Raw genomic sequence first — 18,967 nt, forward strand, 5'->3', positions numbered from 1 at the left:
AAACGAGGAGAGAGCGACGTGGCCACTACAGTTCCATTTTCCGGCGTCTGGTGCCCTTCCATCACACCGATGGATCGCGAAGGGAGTATCGATCTTACAGGCTTAGCGCACCATATTGCCCGCCTGACCGCGGCGAAAATCGACGTCGTGCTACTGATGGGCAGCATCGGGGAGTTTGCCTCGTTCTCGCTGGAGGAGCGCTTACTGCTTATCCGTGAAGCACGGGAGATGACGCCGGGCACGCTGGTGGCAAACGTCTCCTCCACCTGCTTTTCCGATGTTGTGCGCATGGCACAAGAGGCGCGGCGCGTCGGGTATGACGCGGTGATGGTGCTGCCGCCCTATTATTACGGGCAGACCAGCGGGCAGTTATTACACTACTTCCGCGCTATCGGGCAGGCGGTTGAGGGCAAATGGTTCGCCTATAACTTCCCGGCGCGTACCGGCTGCGATTTAACGCCGGAACTGGTCGCCACCCTTGCCGCCGAGTTTCCTGATTTCGCCGGCATCAAAGATACGGTCGATTGCCAGTCACACACGCGGAATATGATCATCGCCACCCAGGCGGTACGCCGCGATTTTGCGGTGCTGAGCGGCTACGACGAGTATTACATTCCTAACTTACTGGCAGGCGGCGCAGGGGTCATCTCCGGGTTGAATAACGTGATGCCGGAGCTGTTTGTGCAGGCGAGAGAAGCCTGGCGCGCCGGCGATCTCGACGGGCTGAGTAAAGCGCAGCAGGAGATCGGCAAGTTTATGGCGATCTACGCCATCGGGGATGATTTCGTCACCACCATCAAAACCGTGGTGTCACGCAAATTCGGCTACTCGACGCCCGTCTCGCGCAATGTCGGCGGCACGCTCAGCGACGCGCAGTGCGCCATTGTCGACCAGGTGTTTAATATCGCATCGCGGCAATAAGCCACAGGCAATAAAAAACCCCCGACGGCTGAGCCGGACGGGGGTTGACCTCACGCAAGGCGTGGAGCGGTATGCGAACTTATTTCTTCGCGGCGAAACGCGCTGCTGCTTCGTCCCAGTTCACCACGTCCCAGAACGCTTTGATGTAGTCCGGGCGGCGGTTCTGGAATTTCAGGTAGTAAGCGTGTTCCCACACATCCAGACCGATGATCGGGAAGCCGGATGCGCCAGAGATCGCTTCACCCATCAGCGGGGAGTCCTGGTTTGCGGTGGAGACCACGGCCAGTTTGTCGCCTTTCAGCACCAGCCATGCCCAACCGGAACCGAAGCGGGTTGCTGCGGCTTTTTCAAATTCAGCTTTGAAGTTATCCACGGAACCGAAATCGCGCTCGATAGCGGCTTTCAGATCGCCCTGCAGGGTAGTGCCGACTTTCAGGCCTTTCCAGAACAGGCTGTGGTTAGCGTGGCCACCTGCGTTGTTGCGCAGTACGGTTTTCTTGTCGGTCGGCAGCTGGTCCAGCTTGGTGATCAGCTCTTCAACCGGCAGGCTTGCGAACTCCGGCAGGCTTTCCAGCGCGGCGTTGGCGTTGTTTACGTAGGTCTGGTGATGTTTAGTGTGATGGATTTCCATCGTCTGCTTGTCGAAATGAGGCTCAAGGGCATCATACGCATACGGCAGAGCGGGCAGTGTATAGCTCATTTTCATCTCCATTTTTAGTCTGGCGGCGGAATTGTTAACGCCGCGTAAGCAGTTGGATCATTATAGTTAATTACGTGATATTGAAAATGTTTATCAATGCCGTAGTTTCTATAAGGTTATCTATTTTAGTTATGTTCTTGAAATTGTGAAGCTGCTCATCGCCGTCATGCCCTGATCGCCATCGTCAGGCGCAGCGCGGCAACCGTCCCAGGGTTAAATCGTTTACTGATTTTTACACTCTGCGGATCGGCGACTACTGTCCCGACCAGAAAAGAAAAGGCGTACAGGATGCGTAACGCGATGACGATAGGGATTTCCCGGCCTCGGTATGCCGGGCCAGTCAGGCGGCGGCGCGGCTGCGATGACGCCACTGCCCTGGCGTCATTCCCACTTCGCGGCTAAAAACCACCGAAAAGTAGTTACTGTCCTCAAACCCGCACTGCATGGCGATTTCACCAATCATCTGCTCCGAATGCTGGAGCAGATATTGCGCGTGGCAGATGCGCAGCTGGCGCAGATAGTGGTTGATGGTCATGCCGGTCTGGGAGCGAAACTGCTGGCGCAGAGCGCGCTCACTGCACTGCTCCTGCTCGCAAAACTGCTCAAGCACAAAGCTGCGATTCAGGCTGCCGGAAAGCGCGGTAATCAGCTTATCAAGCAGCGCTTCGCTGTGGGTGGCGGCCAGATTATCGGCGGCGAAACGGTGGCGTTTTAAGGTCATCACCAGCTGGGCAAAGAGCGTTTCCGCCATCATATTCGCCAGCGGATCGCTCTTGTTGCTCTCATGCTCTAGCTGGGCGATCACCTGGCGAGCCTGCGCCATGCCGCTGCTGCCGATGCGCCAGTGCGGGCTCCGCGCCGTGCCGCTAAAGCCAGGGATCAGCCCTGCCCAGTCCAGATTGAGCGTCAGCCGCTCCGGGCAGTAGATGATGTTCTGCAACACCAGATCGTTAACTGAGGCGTAAGAGTGGCAATCCTCGGCGCGAATATAGAAGAGATCGCCGCGCGTAATGCGGTACGGACGGTTGTTAAGCAGATGCAGGCCATTGCCGCGCCACACCATCACCAGCTCACTGAACTCGTGGGTGTGTTCGGCAAACACATGTTGCGGATAGCGATCCGCCACCGCCACCGCCTGACCGGCGCGCGGAAAAAAATCGTCCCGACGAAGAATAAGCTGGCCTGTCACATCATCACCTCTATGTGCGCTAACCTGACATTATTAGTCAAAGCGCAGCCAAAATCGGTGATTCTCTTCTCGTTACTGAAGCAGCGTATCGCGCCCCTGACGGATCTCTCGCGGCGACCAGCTAAACTCGCGGCGAAATAGAGTCGAAAAGTGGTTACTGTCGCCAAATCCACAGCGAAAGGCGATCTCCGTGACGCTCTCATCGCTGTGGCGCAGCATATGGCGGGCTTTGATCAGCCGCAGGCGGTTCAGGTAGCGCTGCGGTGTCATGCCGGTGGTCTGTTTAAGCTGGCGATGCAGGGTGCGTAAGGAGAGCGTGAAGTGCCCGGCAAGCGCCGCCCAGCAGATATCCTCCGCGAAGTGATCCTCCAGCCACAGCAGCAATTGGTTAAGTCGCGCATCGCTGTTGCCCATCTCCGCCTGCTGGCTGCTCCGGCGCAGCAGCACCAGCAGCTGCATAAACAGCATTTCACGGTTGGCAATATCGTGAGTTTCCAGTTCCGCGCCCTGTGCCTCCATCTGGCTGATAATGCCGCGCACCTGCCCCAGCGTCTGCTGGCTGACCCGCCAGTGCGACGGATAATGCCCCTCCTGCTCCTGCGGTAACAGCTGGTTTAACCCGGCGAGGAAGCGGAAAGCGTCCGGCGAGCGGTAGAGCACATTGGTCAGGCAGAGATTTTCCGTATGTTCATAGAGATGGCGGTCGTGATCGCGCACAAAGCAGACCGTGCCGCCGCTGATGGTGTAAGGCTGGCCGTTAAAAACATGAATGCCGGAGCCATGCTCAACAATCACAATTTCATGAAAATCATGATGATGCTCAGGAAAAGCCGCCTGCGGCAGCCGCGGCTCAATGGCAACCGGTGATTTACCTGTCGGAAAGAAATCGACGCTATGCAGTATGGTCATGATCGCCCCAGCAAATGAGAAACAGTCTCAAAATAGTAATTAAGGGCGGCGAACCTGGCCTTTAATTTTCGACGCCATTTCGCGCATAAGCTGCCCATTTTTCAAGAAGCGCCCGGAAAGATCGGGAAATGTGGTCAGAGTCACAATGGCGCAACGCCGCGTCATCGCTGGAATATGTGAACTCGCTCACGTTCATCTTTGCTTTCTTGCCAGCGCCCCTCCGCTGTTGTCAGTAGTAAGAAGGTAGCCCCCACGCCCCTTTTTTTAGACTGTCCGTAATGACTCTATGAAGGACCTCATCATGACTTTTCGCCACTGCGTCGCGGTTGATTTAGGTGCCTCCAGCGGACGGGTAATGCTGGCGCGTTACGATCGCCAGAGCCGGGAGTTGACGCTTCAGGAAATTCACCGCTTTGTTAACAGCTTGCAGAGAGTCGACGGGTGCGACTGTTGGGATATTGACCGCCTTGAGGCCGACATCCGCACCGGGCTGCAAAAGGTGTGCGAATCCGGCGTGCAGCCTGACAGCATCGGCATTGATACCTGGGGCGTTGATTATGTGCTGATTAACCGCGCGGGCGAGCGCGTCGGCCTGCCGATCGCGTACCGCGACAGCCGTACCGACGGCATTATGCAACGCGCTTTCCAGCAGCCGGGAAAAGCCGATATCTACCGCCGCAGCGGCATCCAGTTCCTCCCCTTCAACACCCTCTACCAGCTGCGCGCACTGGCGGAGCAGCAACCGGAAACCGTGGCGCAGGTAGAGCACGCCCTGCTGATCCCGGACTATTTCAGCTTCCGCCTCACCGGGCAACGCAACTGGGAGTACACCAACGCCACCACCACGCAGCTGGTCAATATCCATACCGATACCTGGGACGCCAGGCTGCTTGACTGGGCCGGGGTGCCCGCCAGCTGGTTTGGCACACCGACCCATCCGGGCAATGTGATTGGCGACTGGATCTGCCCGCAGGGCAACGCTATTCCGGTGGTCGCCGTTGCCAGCCACGATACCGCCAGCGCGGTGATCGCCTCGCCGCTGGTCGATAACGACGCGGCATACCTCTCTTCCGGCACCTGGTCATTGATGGGCTTTGAGAGCAAAACGCCCTACACCAGCGACGCCGCGCTCGCCGCCAATATCACCAATGAAGGGGGTGCCGAGGGGCGCTACCGCGTGCTGAAAAACATCATGGGCCTGTGGCTGCTACAGCGGGTGCTGAAAGAGCAGAGCATTAGCGACCTGCCCGCGCTTATCGCCCTCACCGGGCAGATCGCGGTCTGCCGCTTCATCATCAACCCAAACGATGAGCGCTTTATCAACCCGGCAAACATGAGCGCCGAGATCCAGGCCGCCTGCCGCGACGCGGATCAACCCATACCGCAGAGCGCCGCCGAGCTGGCGCGCTGCATCTTCGATAGCCTCGCCCTGCTCTATGCCGATGTGCTGAGCGAGCTGGCCACCCTGCGCGGCAAGCCCTTTACCCGCCTGCACATTGTCGGCGGCGGCTGCCAGAACCAGCTCCTGAACCAGCTTTGCGCCGACGCCTGCGGTTTGCCGGTGATCGCCGGGCCGGTTGAAGCCTCAACCCTTGGCAATATTGGCGTACAGCTGATGACGCTGGGTGAGCTAACCAACGTCGATGCGTTTCGTCAGGTGGTGGCGGCTAACCACCCCCTGCTCACCTTTACCCCGCATTCTGATAATGAAATCGCCCGTTATGTCGCGCGTTTTCAGCAAAAACGAAAGGAGCTTTGCGCATGACCACTCAACTTGAACAGGCCTGGGAGATTGCCAGAGAGCGTTTCGCCGCGGTCGGCATCGATGCAGAGGAGGCGCTGCGTCAGCTCGATCGCCTGCCGGTCTCGATGCACTGCTGGCAGGGCGACGATGTGGCCGGGTTTGAAAACCCGGAAGGCAGCCTGACCGGCGGCATTCAGGCCACCGGTAACTATCCGGGTAAAGCGCGCAACGCCGCCGAATTACGCGCCGATCTTGAGCAGGCGCTGAGCCTGATCCCTGGCCCCAAACGCCTCAACCTGCATGCGATTTATCACGAAGCCGATACGCCCGTGGCGCGCAACGAGATCAAGCCGGAGCACTTTAAAAACTGGGTCGCGTGGGCGAAAGCCAATCACCTGGGGCTCGATTTTAACCCCTCCTGCTTCTCGCACCCCTTCAGCGCCGACGGCTTTACCCTCTCTCACGCCAACGATGAGGTTCGCCAGTTCTGGATTGAGCATGTGAAGGCCAGCCGCCGCGTCTCCGCCTCGTTCGGCGAGCAGCTCGGCACGCCGTCGGTGATGAATATCTGGGTACCGGATGGCATGAAGGATGTCACCGTCGATCGCCTGGCACCGCGCCAGCGTCTGCTTGCGGCGCTGGACGACGCGCTGAGCGAAAAACTGAACCCGGCGCACCATATCGATGCCGTGGAGAGCAAGCTGTTCGGCATCGGCGCCGAGAGCTACACCGTCGGTTCGAATGAGTTCTATATGGGGTACGCCACCAGCCGCCAGACCGCGCTCTGCCTGGATGCGGGCCACTTCCACCCGACAGAGGTGATCTCCGACAAAATCTCCGCTGCCATGCTCTATGTACCGCGCCTGCTGCTGCACGTCAGCCGCCCGGTGCGCTGGGACAGCGATCACGTGGTGCTACTGGATGACGAAACCCAGGCCATCGCCAGCGAAATCATTCGCCATAAGCTGTTCGACCGCGTGCATATCGGCCTCGACTTCTTTGACGCCTCTATCAACCGTATCGCCGCGTGGGTGATTGGCACTCGCAACATGAAAAAAGCGCTGCTGCGTGCTCTGCTGGAGCCGGTTGAACAGCTGCGCCAGCTGGAAGCCGCTGGCGATTACACCGCGCGCCTTGCGCTGCTCGAAGAGCAGAAATCCCTGCCGTGGCAGGCGGTGTGGGAGATCTATTGTCAGCGCCACGACACCCCCGCCGGTAGCCAGTGGCTTGAGAGCGTACGGGCGTATGAGCAAGGGGTATTACGCCAGCGCCAGTAACCGTGTGCCGGATGACGCGGTATTCATATTTTCGTAGGCCGGTATAAGGCGTTAGCCGCCATCCGGCAACAGAACCAACAGGAACTCCCTACATGCAGACCATTATTAACGCCTGGTTCGTCCAGGGGATGATTAAAGCGACCACTGACGCCTGGCTGAAGGGCTGGGATGAGCGCAACGGCGGTAACCTGACCCTGCGTCTCGATGATGCGGATATTGCGCCGTATGAAGCAGATTTCCACCCGCAACCGCGCTACATTCCCCTCAGCCAGCCGATGCCGCTCCTCGCCAACACGCCGTTTATCGTCACCGGCTCCGGCAAATTTTTCCGCAACGTGCAGCTCGATCCAACGGCAAACCTCGGCGTGGTCAAAGTCGACAGCGACGGTGCCGGTTACCACATCCTGTGGGGGCTGACTAACGAAGCGGTGCCCACCTCCGAGCTGCCGGCGCACTTCTTGTCCCACTGCGAGCGCATCAACGCGACCGGTGGCAAAGATCGGGTGATCATGCACTGCCACGCCACCAACCTTATCGCCCTGACCTACGTGCTGGAAAATAGCTCCGATCTGATTACCCGCAAGCTGTGGGAAGGGAGCACCGAGTGTCTGGTGGTCTTCCCGGACGGCGTCGGCATTCTGCCGTGGATGGTGCCGGGCACCGATGAGATTGGCCGCGCCACCGCCAACGACATGCAGACACATGCGCTGGTGCTGTGGCCGTTCCATGGCGTTTTCGGCAGCGGCCCCACGCTGGATGAAGCGTTTGGCCTGATCGATACCGCGGAAAAATCCGCCGAGGTGTTAGTCAAAATCTATTCAATGGGCGGTATGAAACAGACCATCACCCGTGAAGAACTGATCGCACTGGGCAAACGCTTCGGCGTCAACCCGCTGCAATCGGCGTTAGACCTGTACCACTAAAAACACGCGCCCCGCTCACGCAGACGGGGCGAACTCTGTTCACCTGCAAAAAACCACTCCCTGGTGATTTCGCCAATACGAAAGCGGACGGGAGTGTCATCCGTGGAGTACGAGCAATGAAAACAAAAGCAAGCTTGATCCTCACTGTTGTCATGATGGCGTTATCCGGTTCCGCCATCGCCGAAGTAAAAATCGCCCTGGTGGCGAAATCGTTAGGGAACGGTTTTTTTGAAGCCGCCAACACCGGCGCGCAGGAAGCAGCGAAAGAGTTAGGCGACGTTAAAGTAATCTACACCGGGCCAACCACCACCACGGCGGAAGCGCAGATCGAAGTGCTGAACGGGTTGATCGCCCAGGGGGTAGATGCGATCGCCATCTCCGCCAACGATCCGGACGCGGTGGTGCCGGTGCTGAAAAAAGCGATGCAGCGCGGTATCAAAGTGGTGTCGTGGGACTCCGGCGTGGCAAAAGCCGGGCGGCAGATCCATCTCAACCCCTCCAACAACGAGCTGATTGGTGAAACCAACGTCAGGCTTGCCGCCGATGCGCTGAAAGCGCTCAACGTCGAGAAGGGTGAGGTCGCCATTCTGAGCGCCACGCCAACCTCAACCAACCAGAATATCTGGATTGCGGAGATGAAAAAGGTGCTGCCGAAGTACCCCTCTGTCAATCTGGTCACCGTCGCGTATGGCGACGACCTCTCCGATAAAAGCTACCGCGAAGCGGTCGGTCTGCTGAAGTCTTACCCGGATCTAAAAGTGATTGTCTCCCCCTCCTCCGTTGGCATTGTGGCGGCAGCGCAGGCGGTAAAGGACCAGGGCAAAATCGGCAAAGTCTACGTCACCGGTCTCGGCTTGCCCTCTGAGATGGCGGGTGCCATCAAATCTGGTGCAAGTAAAAGCTTTGCCATCTGGAACCCGATCGATCTCGGTTATGCCGCCACCTATTTAGCGCACGATCTGGTGAAAGGGACGGCGAGCAAAACGGAAGCCAGCATGGGCCGGTTAGGAAAAGTGAAGCTGGATGCCGACGGCAGTGGCGCGATGGCGGAGCCGTTCGTCTACGACGCCAGCAACATTGATAAGTTCTCAAAGATGTTCTGACCCTTTCCCCTCTCTGACGGGAGGGGGCAAAAACCGGAGAGTTATCATGACGGCATCCACCCCACTGCTGTCGCTTAAGGGCATCAGCAAACGCTTTCCCGGCGTGCGCGCCCTTGAGAACGTACAGCTTGATCTCTGGCCTGGCCACGTAACCGCCCTGATTGGCGAGAACGGCGCGGGCAAATCGACGCTGGTCAAAGTGATGACCGGCATTTATCAGCCCGATGAGGGTAAGATCCTCTATAAAGCGATCCCCATCTCTCTGCCGACGCCCGATGCCGCGCACAGAGTGGGCATTACCGCCATTCACCAGGAGACAGTACTGTTCGACGAGCTGTCGGTCACCGAGAACATTTTTGTCGGTCACTATCTCTATAAAGGGCTGCTGAAAAAGCTCGACTGGCCCGCCATGCACCAGCAGGCGCGGGCCATTCTCGCCCGGCTGGAGGTGCAGATCGATCCGCGCGCCACGCTTAAAACGCTCAGCATCGCCCAGCGTCATATGGTGGCGATTGCCCGCGCCCTCGCCTTTGATGCACAGGTAGTCATCCTTGATGAGCCGACCGCTGCCCTCTCGCAGCACGAGATTCTGGAGTTTTATCACATCGTTGAGCGTCTGAAGCAGGAGGGCAAAGCGATCCTCTTTATCTCGCACAAATTCGATGAAATTTTCGAGCTGGCGGATCACTACACCATTTTGCGCGATGGTCTCTTTATCGAATCCGGGGCCATTCAGGAGATTACCGAAGCGCGGATGGTGACGCTGATGGTCGGGCGCGCTATCAGCCAGAGCTGGCCGAAAATCGCCTGCGAGCCGGGTGACACGGTGCTGGAGGTAAACGATCTCTGTCACGCGACCGAGTTCGCCCACATCAGCTTTAACCTGCGTAAAGGGGAGATACTCGGCTTTTATGGTCTGGTCGGTGCCGGGCGTACCGAGCTGATGCAGGCGCTCTGCGGCGTGACGCGCCCGGCGTCTGGGGAGATTATTCTCAATGGCAAGGCGGTGCAGTTCCGCCAGCCAGCGGATGCGATTCAGGCCGGAATAGTCTGCGTGCCGGAAGAGCGGCAGCAGCAGGGGGCGATCACTGCGCTGTCGATTGCCCAGAACATCAGCCTGCCGCAGTTGAGCACGCTCAACGCCAACGGAGTGCTGAACGACGCCAAAGAGTGGGCGCTGGCAGAGGAGTACGCCCGCCGTTTGCAGGTCAAAGCATTCAGCTGGAAGCAGCCAGTGGAGACGCTCTCCGGCGGTAATCAGCAGAAAGTGGTGATCGGTAAGTGGCTCGCCACCCAGCCGCAGGTGATTATCCTCGATGAGCCAACCAAAGGGATTGATATCGGCTCGAAAGCGGCGGTGCACCAGTTTATGTCCGAACTGGTAGCGCAGGGGCTGGCGGTGATTATGGTCTCCTCCGAACTGCCGGAAGTGATGGGCATGGCCGATCGGGTGATCGTCATGCATGAAGGGTTGATGGTCGCGCACTACCGGGCCGGGGAGGCGTCGGCAGAAACCATTGTCAGCGCCGCCAGCGGTGCCGGGCAGGAGGCCGCATGATGAACGCACTGCTTAAACATCGCGAAGCGCTGCTTGGTGGGGTGATAGTGCTGCTGATGCTGGCCATCGGCAGCCGCGTACCCACCTTTATCAGCCCCGGTAACCTGGTGGAGATGTTCAACGATACCGCCATCCTGATCATTCTCGCGCTTGGGCAGATGATGGTGCTGCTGACCAAAGGGATCGATCTGTCGATGGCGGCAAACCTGGCACTCACCGGCATGATTGTGGCGTTGATTAATTTCCACCATCCCGATGTGCCGGTCTGGGCGTTGCTGCTGCTGGCGACCGCGCTGGGGCTGGTGATGGGAGTCATCAACGGCCTGCTGGTGTGGAGGCTGGGTATTCCGGCGATTGTGGTGACGCTCGGCACCATGAGTATCTACCGCGGCATTATCTTTCTCCTCTCCGGCGGTGGCTGGGTGAACGCCAATCAGATGAGCGCCGATTTTCTTGCTGTGCCGCGTAGTGGACTGCTGGGGCTACCGGTGCTGAGCTGGTGCGCCATTGCCGCGCTGCTGCTGGTGGGTTACTTCCTGCGCTACAGCCGCAGCGGGCGGGCGCTCTATACCGCAGGCGGCAACGCCACGGCGGCGTACTACACCGGCATCAACGCCGGAAAGATGCAGTTCGTCAGCTTCTGCCTCTCCGGCGCGCTGGCCGGGTTCTGCGGCTATTTGTGGATCTCGCGCTTCGCCGTAGCCTATGTCGATGTCGCCAACGGCTTTGAGCTACAGGTGGTGGCCGCCTGTGTGATTGGCGGCATCAGCACCATGGGCGGCAGCGGGCGCGTGCTCGGCTGTCTGCTTGGCGCGCTGTTCCTCGGCGTAATCAACAATGCCCTGCCGGTGATTGGCGTCTCGCCCTTCTGGCAGATGGCGATCTCCGGCACGGTGATCGTGATTGCGGTGCTGCTCAATGAGCGCGGCAATAAGCGCAAAGGGCGGTTAATCCTGCGCGATGCGGCGCTGGCCCGACAGAAACAGGCGGTGAAATCATGAGCAAAATCCTGACTTCGGAAGCTGTAAACAACCCGGCTGCGTCGACGCCGCTCTTGCGCCGTCTGCTCTGCTGGGAGGGGTTTTTACTGGCGGTGACACTGGCGGTGTTTGTGGTGAACGCTCTCGCCTCGCCCTATTTCCTGAATATCTGGAACCTGTCAGACGCCACCTTCAACTTCACCGAGAAGGCCATCATCGTGCTGCCGATGGCCATGTTGATTATCGCCAGAGAGATCGATCTCTCGGTCGCCGCCACTATCGCGCTCAGCTCAACGGCGATGGGCTTTTGCGCGCAGGCGGGCGTCGATACGCCGCTGTTGGTTTGCGTGGGATTGGGTGTCGGGCTGCTGTGCGGGCTGTTCAACGGCTTTCTGGTGACCCGCTTCAACCTGTCGTCGATTGTTATCACTATCGGCACCATGAGCTTGTACCGCGGCATCTCCTACATCCTGCTTGGCGACCAGGCGCTGAACAGCTGGCCGGAGAGCTTCGCGTGGCTCGGTCAGGGCTACGTCTGGGGCGCACTGTCGTTCGAGTTTGCGCTCTTTATCGTGCTCGGGCTGCTGTTTGCCTTTCTGCTGCATAAAACCAACTTTGGCCGCCGTACCTACGCCATCGGCAATAACCCGACCGCCGCGTGGTATGCCGGGATCAATGTCAAACGTCACAACCTGATCCTCTTCGCGCTGGTGGGGTTGATGGCGGGGCTGGCGTCGGTGCTGCTGACTTCGCGCCTCGGCAGCACGCGCCCGACCATTGCGCTGGGCTGGGAACTCTCCGTGGTGACGATGGCAGTGCTTGGCGGCATTAATATTCTCGGCGGCTCCGGCAGCATGGTCGGCGTGATTATCGCCGCCTTTTTGATGGGGCTGGTGACCTTTGGCCTGAGCCTGCTCAACGTGCCGGGGATCGTGATGTCGATTATTGTCGGCGCGATGCTGATCGTGGTGATTTCACTGCCGATCCTCACTCGCCGCCTGGTACAGCGCCGACGGCTGTAGTGCAGGCATGGGTTGCCGGATGGTGGCTTACGTCAACGCGCCAGCGGGAAAATTTTCATCCGGCGACGGTGAGCCTTCCCGCCGGCAGGATTCAATCAAATCGGGGAGAAACATGATGAATTTTATGCGGGACAGAACGCTGACTCCGCCTCCCTGCAATCCGCGCAGCTCAGCCGCGATGAGGTGCGCGAACTCTATCTGGAGACATTATGATCCGCAAAGCGTTTGTTATGCAGGTAAACCCCGATGCGCATGAAGAGTACGCGCGTCGCCATAACCCGATCTGGCCAGAGCTTGAAGCGGTGCTGAAAGAGGCGGGCGCGCACCATTACGCCATCTATCTTGATAAAGCGCGCAACCTGCTCTTTGCCACGGTAGAGATTGAATCAGAAGCGCGCTGGGCGGCGGTCGCCCGCACCGAGGTGTGCCAGCGCTGGTGGAAACATATGCGCGAGGTGATGCCTGCCAATGCCGATAACAGCCCGGTGAGCACCGAGCTGAAAGAGGTGTTCTATCTGGCGTAAGCCGCTCCCCTTCCCCCCTTCAACAGACGCAGGGGAGAAAGGCTCAATTCTGCTCGGCAACGAGGATCGCCTGCGTATCCGGCTCCAGCGCTTTAAAGATATGCTCGCGATCCGCCGGGTAACAGATGTAATCCCCTTCGTTTAACTCTTCAGGCGCTTCGGTCAGCCCGACCAGCGCCCGGCCCTGCGTCACAATAATGTGCTCGACCGAACCGGCAGGGTGTGGGTGGGAGATGCGATCCGCGCCGGGCTGCGTCAGCAGCAGATAGATATCGCGCCGCGCGCCGGGCGGACAGGTTGCCAGCAATATCGCCTGGTAGTGTGCCTGTTCGGCGACCACTTTAGTGCCTTCACCGCGGCGAATAACCTGCGTTTGCGGGTTTTGCGGCTCCAGCAGACGGGCGAAAGGAATATCCAGCGCCACGCAGAGTGCCCACAGGGTTTCGAGGCTCGGATTGCCGTTGCCCGCTTCCAGCTGCGATAGCGTCGATTTGGCAATCCCCGCGCGACGGGCGATCTCCGCCAGCGAGAGCCCGGTTCGTTGCCGCTCACGCGCCAGGCTTTTGGCGATAATAGCGATGGGTTGTGTCATACCGGCCTTAATGTTCATTTAATCGAACGTTATGTTCGTCTTGAAAAACGGTCACAGGATGTTCATTATAATGGATACACGTTCGATATGGCTAAAAAGCGATGTTCACACGACACTTTTCTTCCCTTACAAGCGACACGGTGAGAGCGATTGGGCTGGTCTGCCTGGCGGTCGGCGTTGTCGGCGTCTCCTATGGTTCTCTGGCGATGGCTTACGGCTTTCCGCTCTGGGTGCCGCTGATGCTCTCGACACTCGTTCTGGCAGGCGCGTCGGAGTTTATGTTTATCGGTATTGTGGCAAGCGGCGGTAGCCCGCTGGCGGCGGCGGTCGCCGGGCTGCTGGTCAATGCGCGCCATATTCCGTTCGGCGTGACGGTACGCGAGCTGGTGGGTAAACGGGCCGCCGGGTTGTTGGGCTGTCACATTATGAATGATGAGAGCGTGGTGTTCGGGCTTTCGCAATCAACGCCTGAACAGCGCAAAGCGGCTTACTGGCTCTGCGGGCTGGGCGTGGCGCTGCTGTGGCCGGTTGGCGTGCTGCTCGGCGCGTCGGTCGGAACATTGCTGCCCGCGCCGGAAACCATCGGCCTGGACGCAGTTTTCCCGGCGATACTGCTGGCGTTGGTGCTGCCAGCGCTGAAAAAGCGCACCACGCTGATACGCGCCTGTAGCGGCGCGGCGCTCTCACTGGCGACGGTCCCCTTCGCACCGGTGGGGTTACCGGTGCTGCTCTCACTGCTTGGCTTACTGACGAGGAGACGATAATGGCAAGCGTTGCACTGACTCTTGGCGGCATCGCCATTCTCTCTGTAGGTACCTATCTGATGCGGCTTGGCGGGGCGAAATTGGGCGGGCGGCTGGCATTGTCGGAACGTGCGCAGGGGCTACTCTCGGATGCGGCGACCACGCTGCTGTTCGCTGTTGCACTGGCCGCAATGCTGTATGAAGGGGATCACTTCGCCGGGATGGCGCGCGTCTTAGGCGTGCTGTTTGCACTCTTTCTGGCCTGGCGCAAAATGCCGTTGATCGTGGTGATCCTGTCGGCGGCGGTTGTCACAGCCCTGCTGCGTCTGGCGGGTCTGCACTAAAACGAAAAAAGCGCCCGGAGGCGCTCTTTCGACGATACTGCATAACTTATTTGGTCAGTTCAGCGGTCATGTGAACCTGATTGCCGTTATACGCTTCGGTGATCTGGTAAGAAGAGGCGCCAGCCTGCTGTGCCTGGGCGGCAATTTTCGCTTCCGCACCGCTTAGCGTGGTGTCGGTTGCGGTCACGGTTTGCGCAGCAAATGTACCGAAAGAGGAAGCGAGAGCGATAACTGCAACAAAAGTTTTGATGTTTTTCATGAGATAAACCCTTACGTTATTTTGTTTAAGTGAGGCGCTTTGCCTCGATGAAAGTAATGATAGGCCTCTACCCTCAAAACAAAAAGCGGAAGGATTTGCTAAACTCTTTCAGTTTTTTTGACGCTTAATTTACACCCACCAGCCGCTGCGGGTGGGTATAAATCGTCGCCCTGCCTGGCTTGCAAAAACCGACCAGCGTCAGGTTACAACGCTGCGCCACTTCAACCGCCAGGGTGGTCGCTGCGGAGACGGCAAACAGGATTTCGACGCCGCACATCGCCGATTTTTGCACCATCTCATAGCTGGCGCGGCTGGAGACCAGCACCGCACCGGACGCCCACGTTTCACCGGCGCGCGCCCGGTGTCCGAGCAGCTTATCCAGCGCCACATGGCGCCCCACATCTTCATGCCCGCCCGCCAGCTCGCCGGAAGGTAATAGCCATGCGGCGGCGTGAGTACAGCCGCTCAGCTGCCCGATAGGCTGCACGTCGGTCAAGTGGGCGAGCGCGTGATCCAGCGCGGCTAAATCAAAGGTCTGGGTGAACGGCAGCGGCGCGATGGGCTTACCGATATCGTTGAGCTGCTCAACCCCGCAAACACCGCAGCCGGTGCGCCCGGCCAGCGCGCGGCGGCGCTCCTTTAGCCCCATAAAGCGGCGACTGGAGAGGTCGATCTGCACCTCCAGCCCGTTACAGGACGGCACAATATCCATACCGTAAATGTCGGCGGGGGTTTCAATAATCCCTTCGGATAAGGAGAAGCCGATGGCGAACACCTCCAGATCTTTTGGTGATGCCATCATCACCACGTGGGAAATACCATTGTAGACCAGCGCGACAGGCACCTCTTCTGCCAGCATATCTGGCTGGGGCTGCTGCAGGTTGTCACGCTTCCAGAGCACGACTTCGCGTACGCCTGTGACTGATGTTGCATTTTTGTGCTTTTTAGTATGCAAAATGTTCACTTTGTATTAACTACCCTCGAACAAGCGTACCGACAATGTGGTATTCTCCGCGCATATCCTTCTTAAGCAGAGGGATAAGCGGCAATTCTGAACCTTTGTGAAATTCACCGCAAAGAAAAAAACGATAAGAGTAATGTCAACCCAGGAGTAACCCATGCAGGTCAGCAGAAGGCAGTTCTTTAAGATCTGCGCTGGCGGTATGGCAGGTACAACGGCTGCAGCACTGGGCTTTGCCCCCAACATTGCACTCGCGGAGACACGGCAATATAAGCTGTTGCGCACCCGCGAAACCCGTAATACTTGCACATATTGTTCCGTGGGCTGCGGGCTATTGATGTATAGCCTCGGCGACGGTGCAAAAAACGCCAAAGCGTCAATTTTCCATATCGAAGGCGACCCGGACCATCCGGTAAACCGCGGCGCGCTCTGCCCGAAAGGGGCAGGTCTGGTGGATTTCATCCACTCTGAAAGCCGCCTGAAGTACCCGGAATACCGTGCGCCAGGTTCCGATAAGTGGCAACGCATCACCTGGGAAGATGCCTTTGAGCGCATCGCCAAACTGATGAAAGCCGACCGCGACGCCAACTATGTTGCGCAGAACGCCGAAGGCACCACCGTTAACCGCTGGCTGAGCACCGGGATGCTGTGCGCATCCGCTTCCAGTAACGAAACCGGCTATTTAACCCAGAAATTTACCCGCGCACTCGGCATGTTAGCTGTCGATAACCAGGCGCGTGTCTGACACGGACCAACGGTAGCAAGTCTTGCTCCAACATTTGGTCGCGGTGCGATGACCAACCACTGGGTTGATATGAAGAACGCCAACCTCATCGTCGTGATGGGCGGGAACGCGGCAGAAGCGCATCCGGTGGGATTCCGCTGGGCGATGGAAGCCAAGATCCACAATGGCGCGAAGCTGATTGTTATTGATCCACGCTTTACGCGAACCGCCTCTGTTGCGGATTTTTATACGCCGATTCGTTCCGGTACTGACATCGCTTTCCTGTCAGGCGTGTTGCTGTACCTGCTGAACAACGAAAAATATAACCGCGAATATACCGAAGCCTATACCAACGCCAGCCTCATCGTGCGTGAAGATTTTGGCTTTGAAGATGGTCTGTTCACCGGCTATAACGCAGAAACACGCAAGTACGACAAAACCACCTGGAACTACGAGCTGGATGAGAAGGGTTTCGCCAAACGCGATAAAACGCTGACTCACCCGCGCTGCGTGTGGAACCTGCTGAAACAGCACGTCTCCCGCTATACGCCTGACGTGGTGGAGAACATCTGCGGGACGCCAAAAGCGGACTTCCTGAAGGTGTGCGAGTACATCGCGGAAACCAGCGCGCACGATAAGACCGCCTCGTTCCTCTATGCACTGGGCTGGACGCAGCACTCCGTCGGCGCGCAGAACATCCGTACCATGGCGATGATCCAGCTGCTGCTCGGCAATATGGGGATGGCAGGCGGCGGCGTAAACGCCCTGCGCGGTCACTCCAATATCCAGGGTCTGACCGATCTTGGCCTGCTGTCGCAGAGTCTGCCGGGTTACATGACGCTGCCGAGCGAGAAGCAGAAAGATCTCCAGACCTACCTGACCGTTAACACGCCGAAACCGCTGCTGGAAGGCCAGGTTAACTACTGGAGTAACTACCCGAAATTCTTCGTCTCAATGATGAAAGCCTTCTTTGGCGACAAAGCGACGGCGGAGAACAGCTGGGGCTTTGACTGGCTGCCGAAGTGGGACAAAGGCTACGACGTTCTGCAGTACTTCGAAATGATGAGTCAGGGCAAGGTCAACGGCTATATCTGCCAGGGCTTTAACCCGGTCGCCTCGTTCCCGAACAAGAACAAGGTAGTGGCATCACTGTCGAAACTGAAGTTCCTGGTGACCATCGATCCGCTGAATACGGAAACCTCGACCTTCTGGCAGAACCACGGCGAGTCTAACGATGTCGATCCGTCGACCATCCAGACCGAAGTGTTCCGCCTGCCGTCGACCTGCTTTGCTGAAGAGAACGGCTCTATCGTTAACTCCGGTCGCTGGTTGCAGTGGCACTGGAAAGGTGCCGACGCCCCGGGCGAAGCGCTGAACGACGGTGAGATCCTGGCCGGTATCTTCTTACGTCTGCGTAAGATGTATGCCGCAGAGGGTGGCGCGAATCCGGAACAGGTTCTGAACATGACCTGGAACTACTCGACGCCGGAGAATCCGTCGGCGGAAGAAGTGGCGATGGAGAGCAACGGCAAAGCGCTGGTCGATATTATCGATCCGGTAAGCGGCGACGTGCTGGCGAAGAAAGGCAACCAGCTTGCCAGCTTTGCGCACCTGCGCGATGACGGCAGCACCTCAAGCGGCTGCTGGATTTTCGCCGGGAGCTGGACGCCGGACGGCAACCAGATGGCGCGACGCGATAATGCCGATCCGTCAGGTCTCGGCAATACGCTGGGCTGGGCATGGGCGTGGCCGCTCAACCGCCGTATTCTCTATAACCGTGCCTCCGCTGACCCGCAGGGTAATCCGTGGGATCCGAAGCGCAAGCTGCTCAGCTACGCCAACGGCAAGTGGGTAGGTGCAGATATTCCGGACTACAGCACCGCCGCACCGGGCAGCGAAGTCGGACCGTTTATCATGCAGCCGGAAGGGCTGGGTCGCCTCTTCGCGCTTGATAAGATGATGGAAGGGCCGTTCCCGGAGCACTACGAGCCGTTTGAAACGCCGCTGGGCACCAACCCGCTGCACCCAAATGTTGTCTCCAACCCTGCCGCGCGCGTCTTTAAAGGCGATCTCGCGGCGATGGGTAAAGCCGATAAGTTCCCGTATGTCGGTACCACTTACCGCCTGACCGAGCACTTCCACTACTGGACTAAACACGCGTTATTGAACTCGATTGCGCAGCCGGAACAGTTTGTGGAGATTGGTGAGAAACTGGCGGGCAAGCTCGGCATTACGCAGGGCGATACCGTGCGTGTCTCCTCCAACCGTGGCTATATCAAAGCCAAAGCGGTGGTGACCAAGCGTATCCGCACCCTGAAAGTGGACGGCAAAGATATCGACACGATCGGTATTCCTATTCACTGGGGTTACGAGGGCGTGGCGAAGAAAGGCTTTATCGCCAACACGCTGACGCCGTTTGTCGGTGATGCGAATACCCAAACGCCGGAGTTCAAGGCGTTCCTGGTGAATGTGGAAAAGGTGTAACGGAGACGAC

At 58.5% G+C, this 18,967-nt stretch carries 18 protein-coding genes; 12 read left to right on the forward strand and 6 right to left on the reverse strand.

Features of this window, described 5'->3' with window-relative positions; translation table 11 throughout:
* The first annotated feature begins 18 nt into the window (after positions 1-18).
* Entirely contained in the window at positions 19-921 is a 903-nt protein-coding gene (locus PU683_RS19510) for a dihydrodipicolinate synthase family protein (RefSeq protein WP_277174188.1), read from the forward strand.
* Between the two features lie 79 nt (positions 922-1,000).
* On the opposite strand, the gene sodA is transcribed toward PU683_RS19510, so the two are convergent.
* The 3 genes from sodA to rhaS (PU683_RS19525) form a co-directional block, all read right to left on the reverse strand.
* The gene (gene sodA, locus PU683_RS19515) at positions 1,001-1,621 is read right to left on the reverse strand and encodes a superoxide dismutase [Mn] (protein WP_277174189.1); all 621 of its coding nucleotides are present in this window, start codon (positions 1,619-1,621) and stop codon (positions 1,001-1,003) included.
* Positions 1,622-1,961: 340 nt separating this feature from the next.
* A complete protein-coding gene (gene rhaR, locus PU683_RS19520; RefSeq protein ID WP_277174190.1) occupies positions 1,962-2,810 on the reverse strand; it encodes an HTH-type transcriptional activator RhaR in 849 nt (282 codons plus the stop codon).
* Between the two features lie 72 nt (positions 2,811-2,882).
* The gene (gene rhaS, locus PU683_RS19525; RefSeq protein WP_277174191.1) at positions 2,883-3,719 is read right to left on the reverse strand and encodes an HTH-type transcriptional activator RhaS; all 837 of its coding nucleotides are present in this window, start codon (positions 3,717-3,719) and stop codon (positions 2,883-2,885) included.
* Positions 3,720-4,020: 301 nt separating this feature from the next.
* Here rhaS (PU683_RS19525) and rhaB point away from each other — a divergent pair, with 301 nt between their 5' ends.
* The 8 genes from rhaB (at position 4,021) to rhaM (ending at position 12,850) form a co-directional block, all read left to right on the forward strand.
* Entirely contained in the window at positions 4,021-5,484 is a 1,464-nt protein-coding gene (gene rhaB / locus PU683_RS19530) for a rhamnulokinase (protein ID WP_277174192.1), read from the forward strand.
* Positions 5,481-6,740: an L-rhamnose isomerase gene (locus PU683_RS19535; RefSeq protein ID WP_277174193.1), complete on the forward strand. Its 1,260-nt coding sequence runs from the start codon at positions 5,481-5,483 to the stop codon at positions 6,738-6,740. The genes rhaB and PU683_RS19535 overlap by 4 nt, the downstream gene beginning before the upstream one ends.
* Positions 6,741-6,832: 92 nt before the next feature.
* On the forward strand, positions 6,833-7,663 hold the full coding sequence (gene rhaD, locus PU683_RS19540) for a rhamnulose-1-phosphate aldolase (protein ID WP_277174194.1): 831 nt from the start codon (positions 6,833-6,835) through the stop codon (positions 7,661-7,663).
* A gap of 116 nt (positions 7,664-7,779) precedes the next feature.
* Positions 7,780-8,766 carry a rhamnose ABC transporter substrate-binding protein gene (rhaS, locus tag PU683_RS19545; protein ID WP_277174195.1) on the forward strand — a complete coding sequence of 329 codons (987 nt, stop codon included), beginning with the start codon at positions 7,780-7,782 and terminating at the stop codon, positions 8,764-8,766.
* A 46-nt stretch (positions 8,767-8,812) separates the two neighbouring features.
* Entirely contained in the window at positions 8,813-10,324 is a 1,512-nt protein-coding gene (locus PU683_RS19550) for a sugar ABC transporter ATP-binding protein (protein WP_277174196.1), read from the forward strand.
* Positions 10,321-11,325 carry an ABC transporter permease gene (locus PU683_RS19555; protein WP_277174197.1) on the forward strand — a complete coding sequence of 335 codons (1,005 nt, stop codon included), beginning with the start codon at positions 10,321-10,323 and terminating at the stop codon, positions 11,323-11,325. The genes PU683_RS19550 and PU683_RS19555 overlap by 4 nt, the downstream gene beginning before the upstream one ends.
* Entirely contained in the window at positions 11,322-12,326 is a 1,005-nt protein-coding gene (locus PU683_RS19560) for an ABC transporter permease (protein ID WP_277174198.1), read from the forward strand. The genes PU683_RS19555 and PU683_RS19560 overlap by 4 nt, the downstream gene beginning before the upstream one ends.
* Before the next feature lie 209 nt (positions 12,327-12,535).
* Positions 12,536-12,850 carry an L-rhamnose mutarotase gene (gene rhaM, locus PU683_RS19565; RefSeq protein WP_277174199.1) on the forward strand — a complete coding sequence of 105 codons (315 nt, stop codon included), beginning with the start codon at positions 12,536-12,538 and terminating at the stop codon, positions 12,848-12,850.
* 43 nt (positions 12,851-12,893) lie between these two features.
* On the opposite strand, the gene PU683_RS19570 is transcribed toward rhaM, so the two are convergent.
* Complete coding sequence (locus PU683_RS19570) at positions 12,894-13,442, reverse strand: helix-turn-helix domain-containing protein (RefSeq protein WP_023479331.1); 549 nt, start codon at positions 13,440-13,442, stop codon at positions 12,894-12,896.
* A 101-nt stretch (positions 13,443-13,543) separates the two neighbouring features.
* Between PU683_RS19570 and PU683_RS19575 the strand changes: the two genes are divergently transcribed.
* Together PU683_RS19575 and PU683_RS19580 are read left to right on the forward strand one after the other, a co-directional pair.
* Positions 13,544-14,206: an AzlC family ABC transporter permease gene (locus PU683_RS19575; RefSeq protein WP_277174200.1), complete on the forward strand. Its 663-nt coding sequence runs from the start codon at positions 13,544-13,546 to the stop codon at positions 14,204-14,206.
* Positions 14,206-14,529 carry an AzlD domain-containing protein gene (locus PU683_RS19580; protein WP_277174201.1) on the forward strand — a complete coding sequence of 108 codons (324 nt, stop codon included), beginning with the start codon at positions 14,206-14,208 and terminating at the stop codon, positions 14,527-14,529. Before PU683_RS19575 ends, PU683_RS19580 begins: the two co-directional genes overlap by 1 nt.
* 46 nt (positions 14,530-14,575) lie before the next feature.
* On the opposite strand, the gene PU683_RS19585 is transcribed toward PU683_RS19580, so the two are convergent.
* Complete coding sequence (locus tag PU683_RS19585; protein ID WP_023479356.1) at positions 14,576-14,788, reverse strand: YdgH/BhsA/McbA-like domain containing protein; 213 nt, start codon at positions 14,786-14,788, stop codon at positions 14,576-14,578.
* 124 nt (positions 14,789-14,912) lie between these two features.
* Positions 14,913-15,752: a formate dehydrogenase accessory sulfurtransferase FdhD gene (gene fdhD / locus PU683_RS19590; RefSeq protein WP_277174202.1), complete on the reverse strand. Its 840-nt coding sequence runs from the start codon at positions 15,750-15,752 to the stop codon at positions 14,913-14,915.
* A gap of 154 nt (positions 15,753-15,906) precedes the next feature.
* On the opposite strand from fdhD, the gene fdnG reads away from it, so the two are divergent.
* Positions 15,907-18,957, forward strand: coding sequence for a formate dehydrogenase-N subunit alpha (gene fdnG / locus PU683_RS19595; RefSeq protein WP_277174203.1), 3,051 nt, complete (start codon positions 15,907-15,909; stop codon positions 18,955-18,957).
* The last annotated feature ends 10 nt before the right edge of the window (positions 18,958-18,967 follow it).

Origin of the sequence: Candidatus Kosakonia sp. 282A-S69, assembly GCF_029433855.1 — a bacterium.
Taxonomy (GTDB): domain Bacteria; phylum Pseudomonadota; class Gammaproteobacteria; order Enterobacterales; family Enterobacteriaceae; genus Kosakonia; species Kosakonia cowanii_A.

What these genes read in the sequence shown, in the direction of transcription:
- sodA (WP_277174189.1), bottom strand. Translation starts at nt 1,621, where the DNA reads ATGAGCTATACACTGCCCGCTCTGCCGTATGCGTATGATGCCCTTGAG.
- rhaS (WP_277174191.1), bottom strand. Translation starts at nt 3,719, where the DNA reads ATGACCATACTGCATAGCGTCGATTTCTTTCCGACAGGTAAATCACCG.
- rhaB (WP_277174192.1), top strand. Translation starts at nt 4,021, where the DNA reads ATGACTTTTCGCCACTGCGTCGCGGTTGATTTAGGTGCCTCCAGCGGA.
- PU683_RS19535 (WP_277174193.1), top strand. Translation starts at nt 5,481, where the DNA reads ATGACCACTCAACTTGAACAGGCCTGGGAGATTGCCAGAGAGCGTTTC.
- rhaD (WP_277174194.1), top strand. Translation starts at nt 6,833, where the DNA reads ATGCAGACCATTATTAACGCCTGGTTCGTCCAGGGGATGATTAAAGCG.
- rhaS (WP_277174195.1), top strand. Translation starts at nt 7,780, where the DNA reads ATGAAAACAAAAGCAAGCTTGATCCTCACTGTTGTCATGATGGCGTTA.
- PU683_RS19550 (WP_277174196.1), top strand. Translation starts at nt 8,813, where the DNA reads ATGACGGCATCCACCCCACTGCTGTCGCTTAAGGGCATCAGCAAACGC.
- PU683_RS19555 (WP_277174197.1), top strand. Translation starts at nt 10,321, where the DNA reads ATGATGAACGCACTGCTTAAACATCGCGAAGCGCTGCTTGGTGGGGTG.
- PU683_RS19560 (WP_277174198.1), top strand. Translation starts at nt 11,322, where the DNA reads ATGAGCAAAATCCTGACTTCGGAAGCTGTAAACAACCCGGCTGCGTCG.
- rhaM (WP_277174199.1), top strand. Translation starts at nt 12,536, where the DNA reads ATGATCCGCAAAGCGTTTGTTATGCAGGTAAACCCCGATGCGCATGAA.
- PU683_RS19570 (WP_023479331.1), bottom strand. Translation starts at nt 13,442, where the DNA reads ATGACACAACCCATCGCTATTATCGCCAAAAGCCTGGCGCGTGAGCGG.
- PU683_RS19575 (WP_277174200.1), top strand. Translation starts at nt 13,544, where the DNA reads ATGTTCACACGACACTTTTCTTCCCTTACAAGCGACACGGTGAGAGCG.
- PU683_RS19580 (WP_277174201.1), top strand. Translation starts at nt 14,206, where the DNA reads ATGGCAAGCGTTGCACTGACTCTTGGCGGCATCGCCATTCTCTCTGTA.
- PU683_RS19585 (WP_023479356.1), bottom strand. Translation starts at nt 14,788, where the DNA reads ATGAAAAACATCAAAACTTTTGTTGCAGTTATCGCTCTCGCTTCCTCT.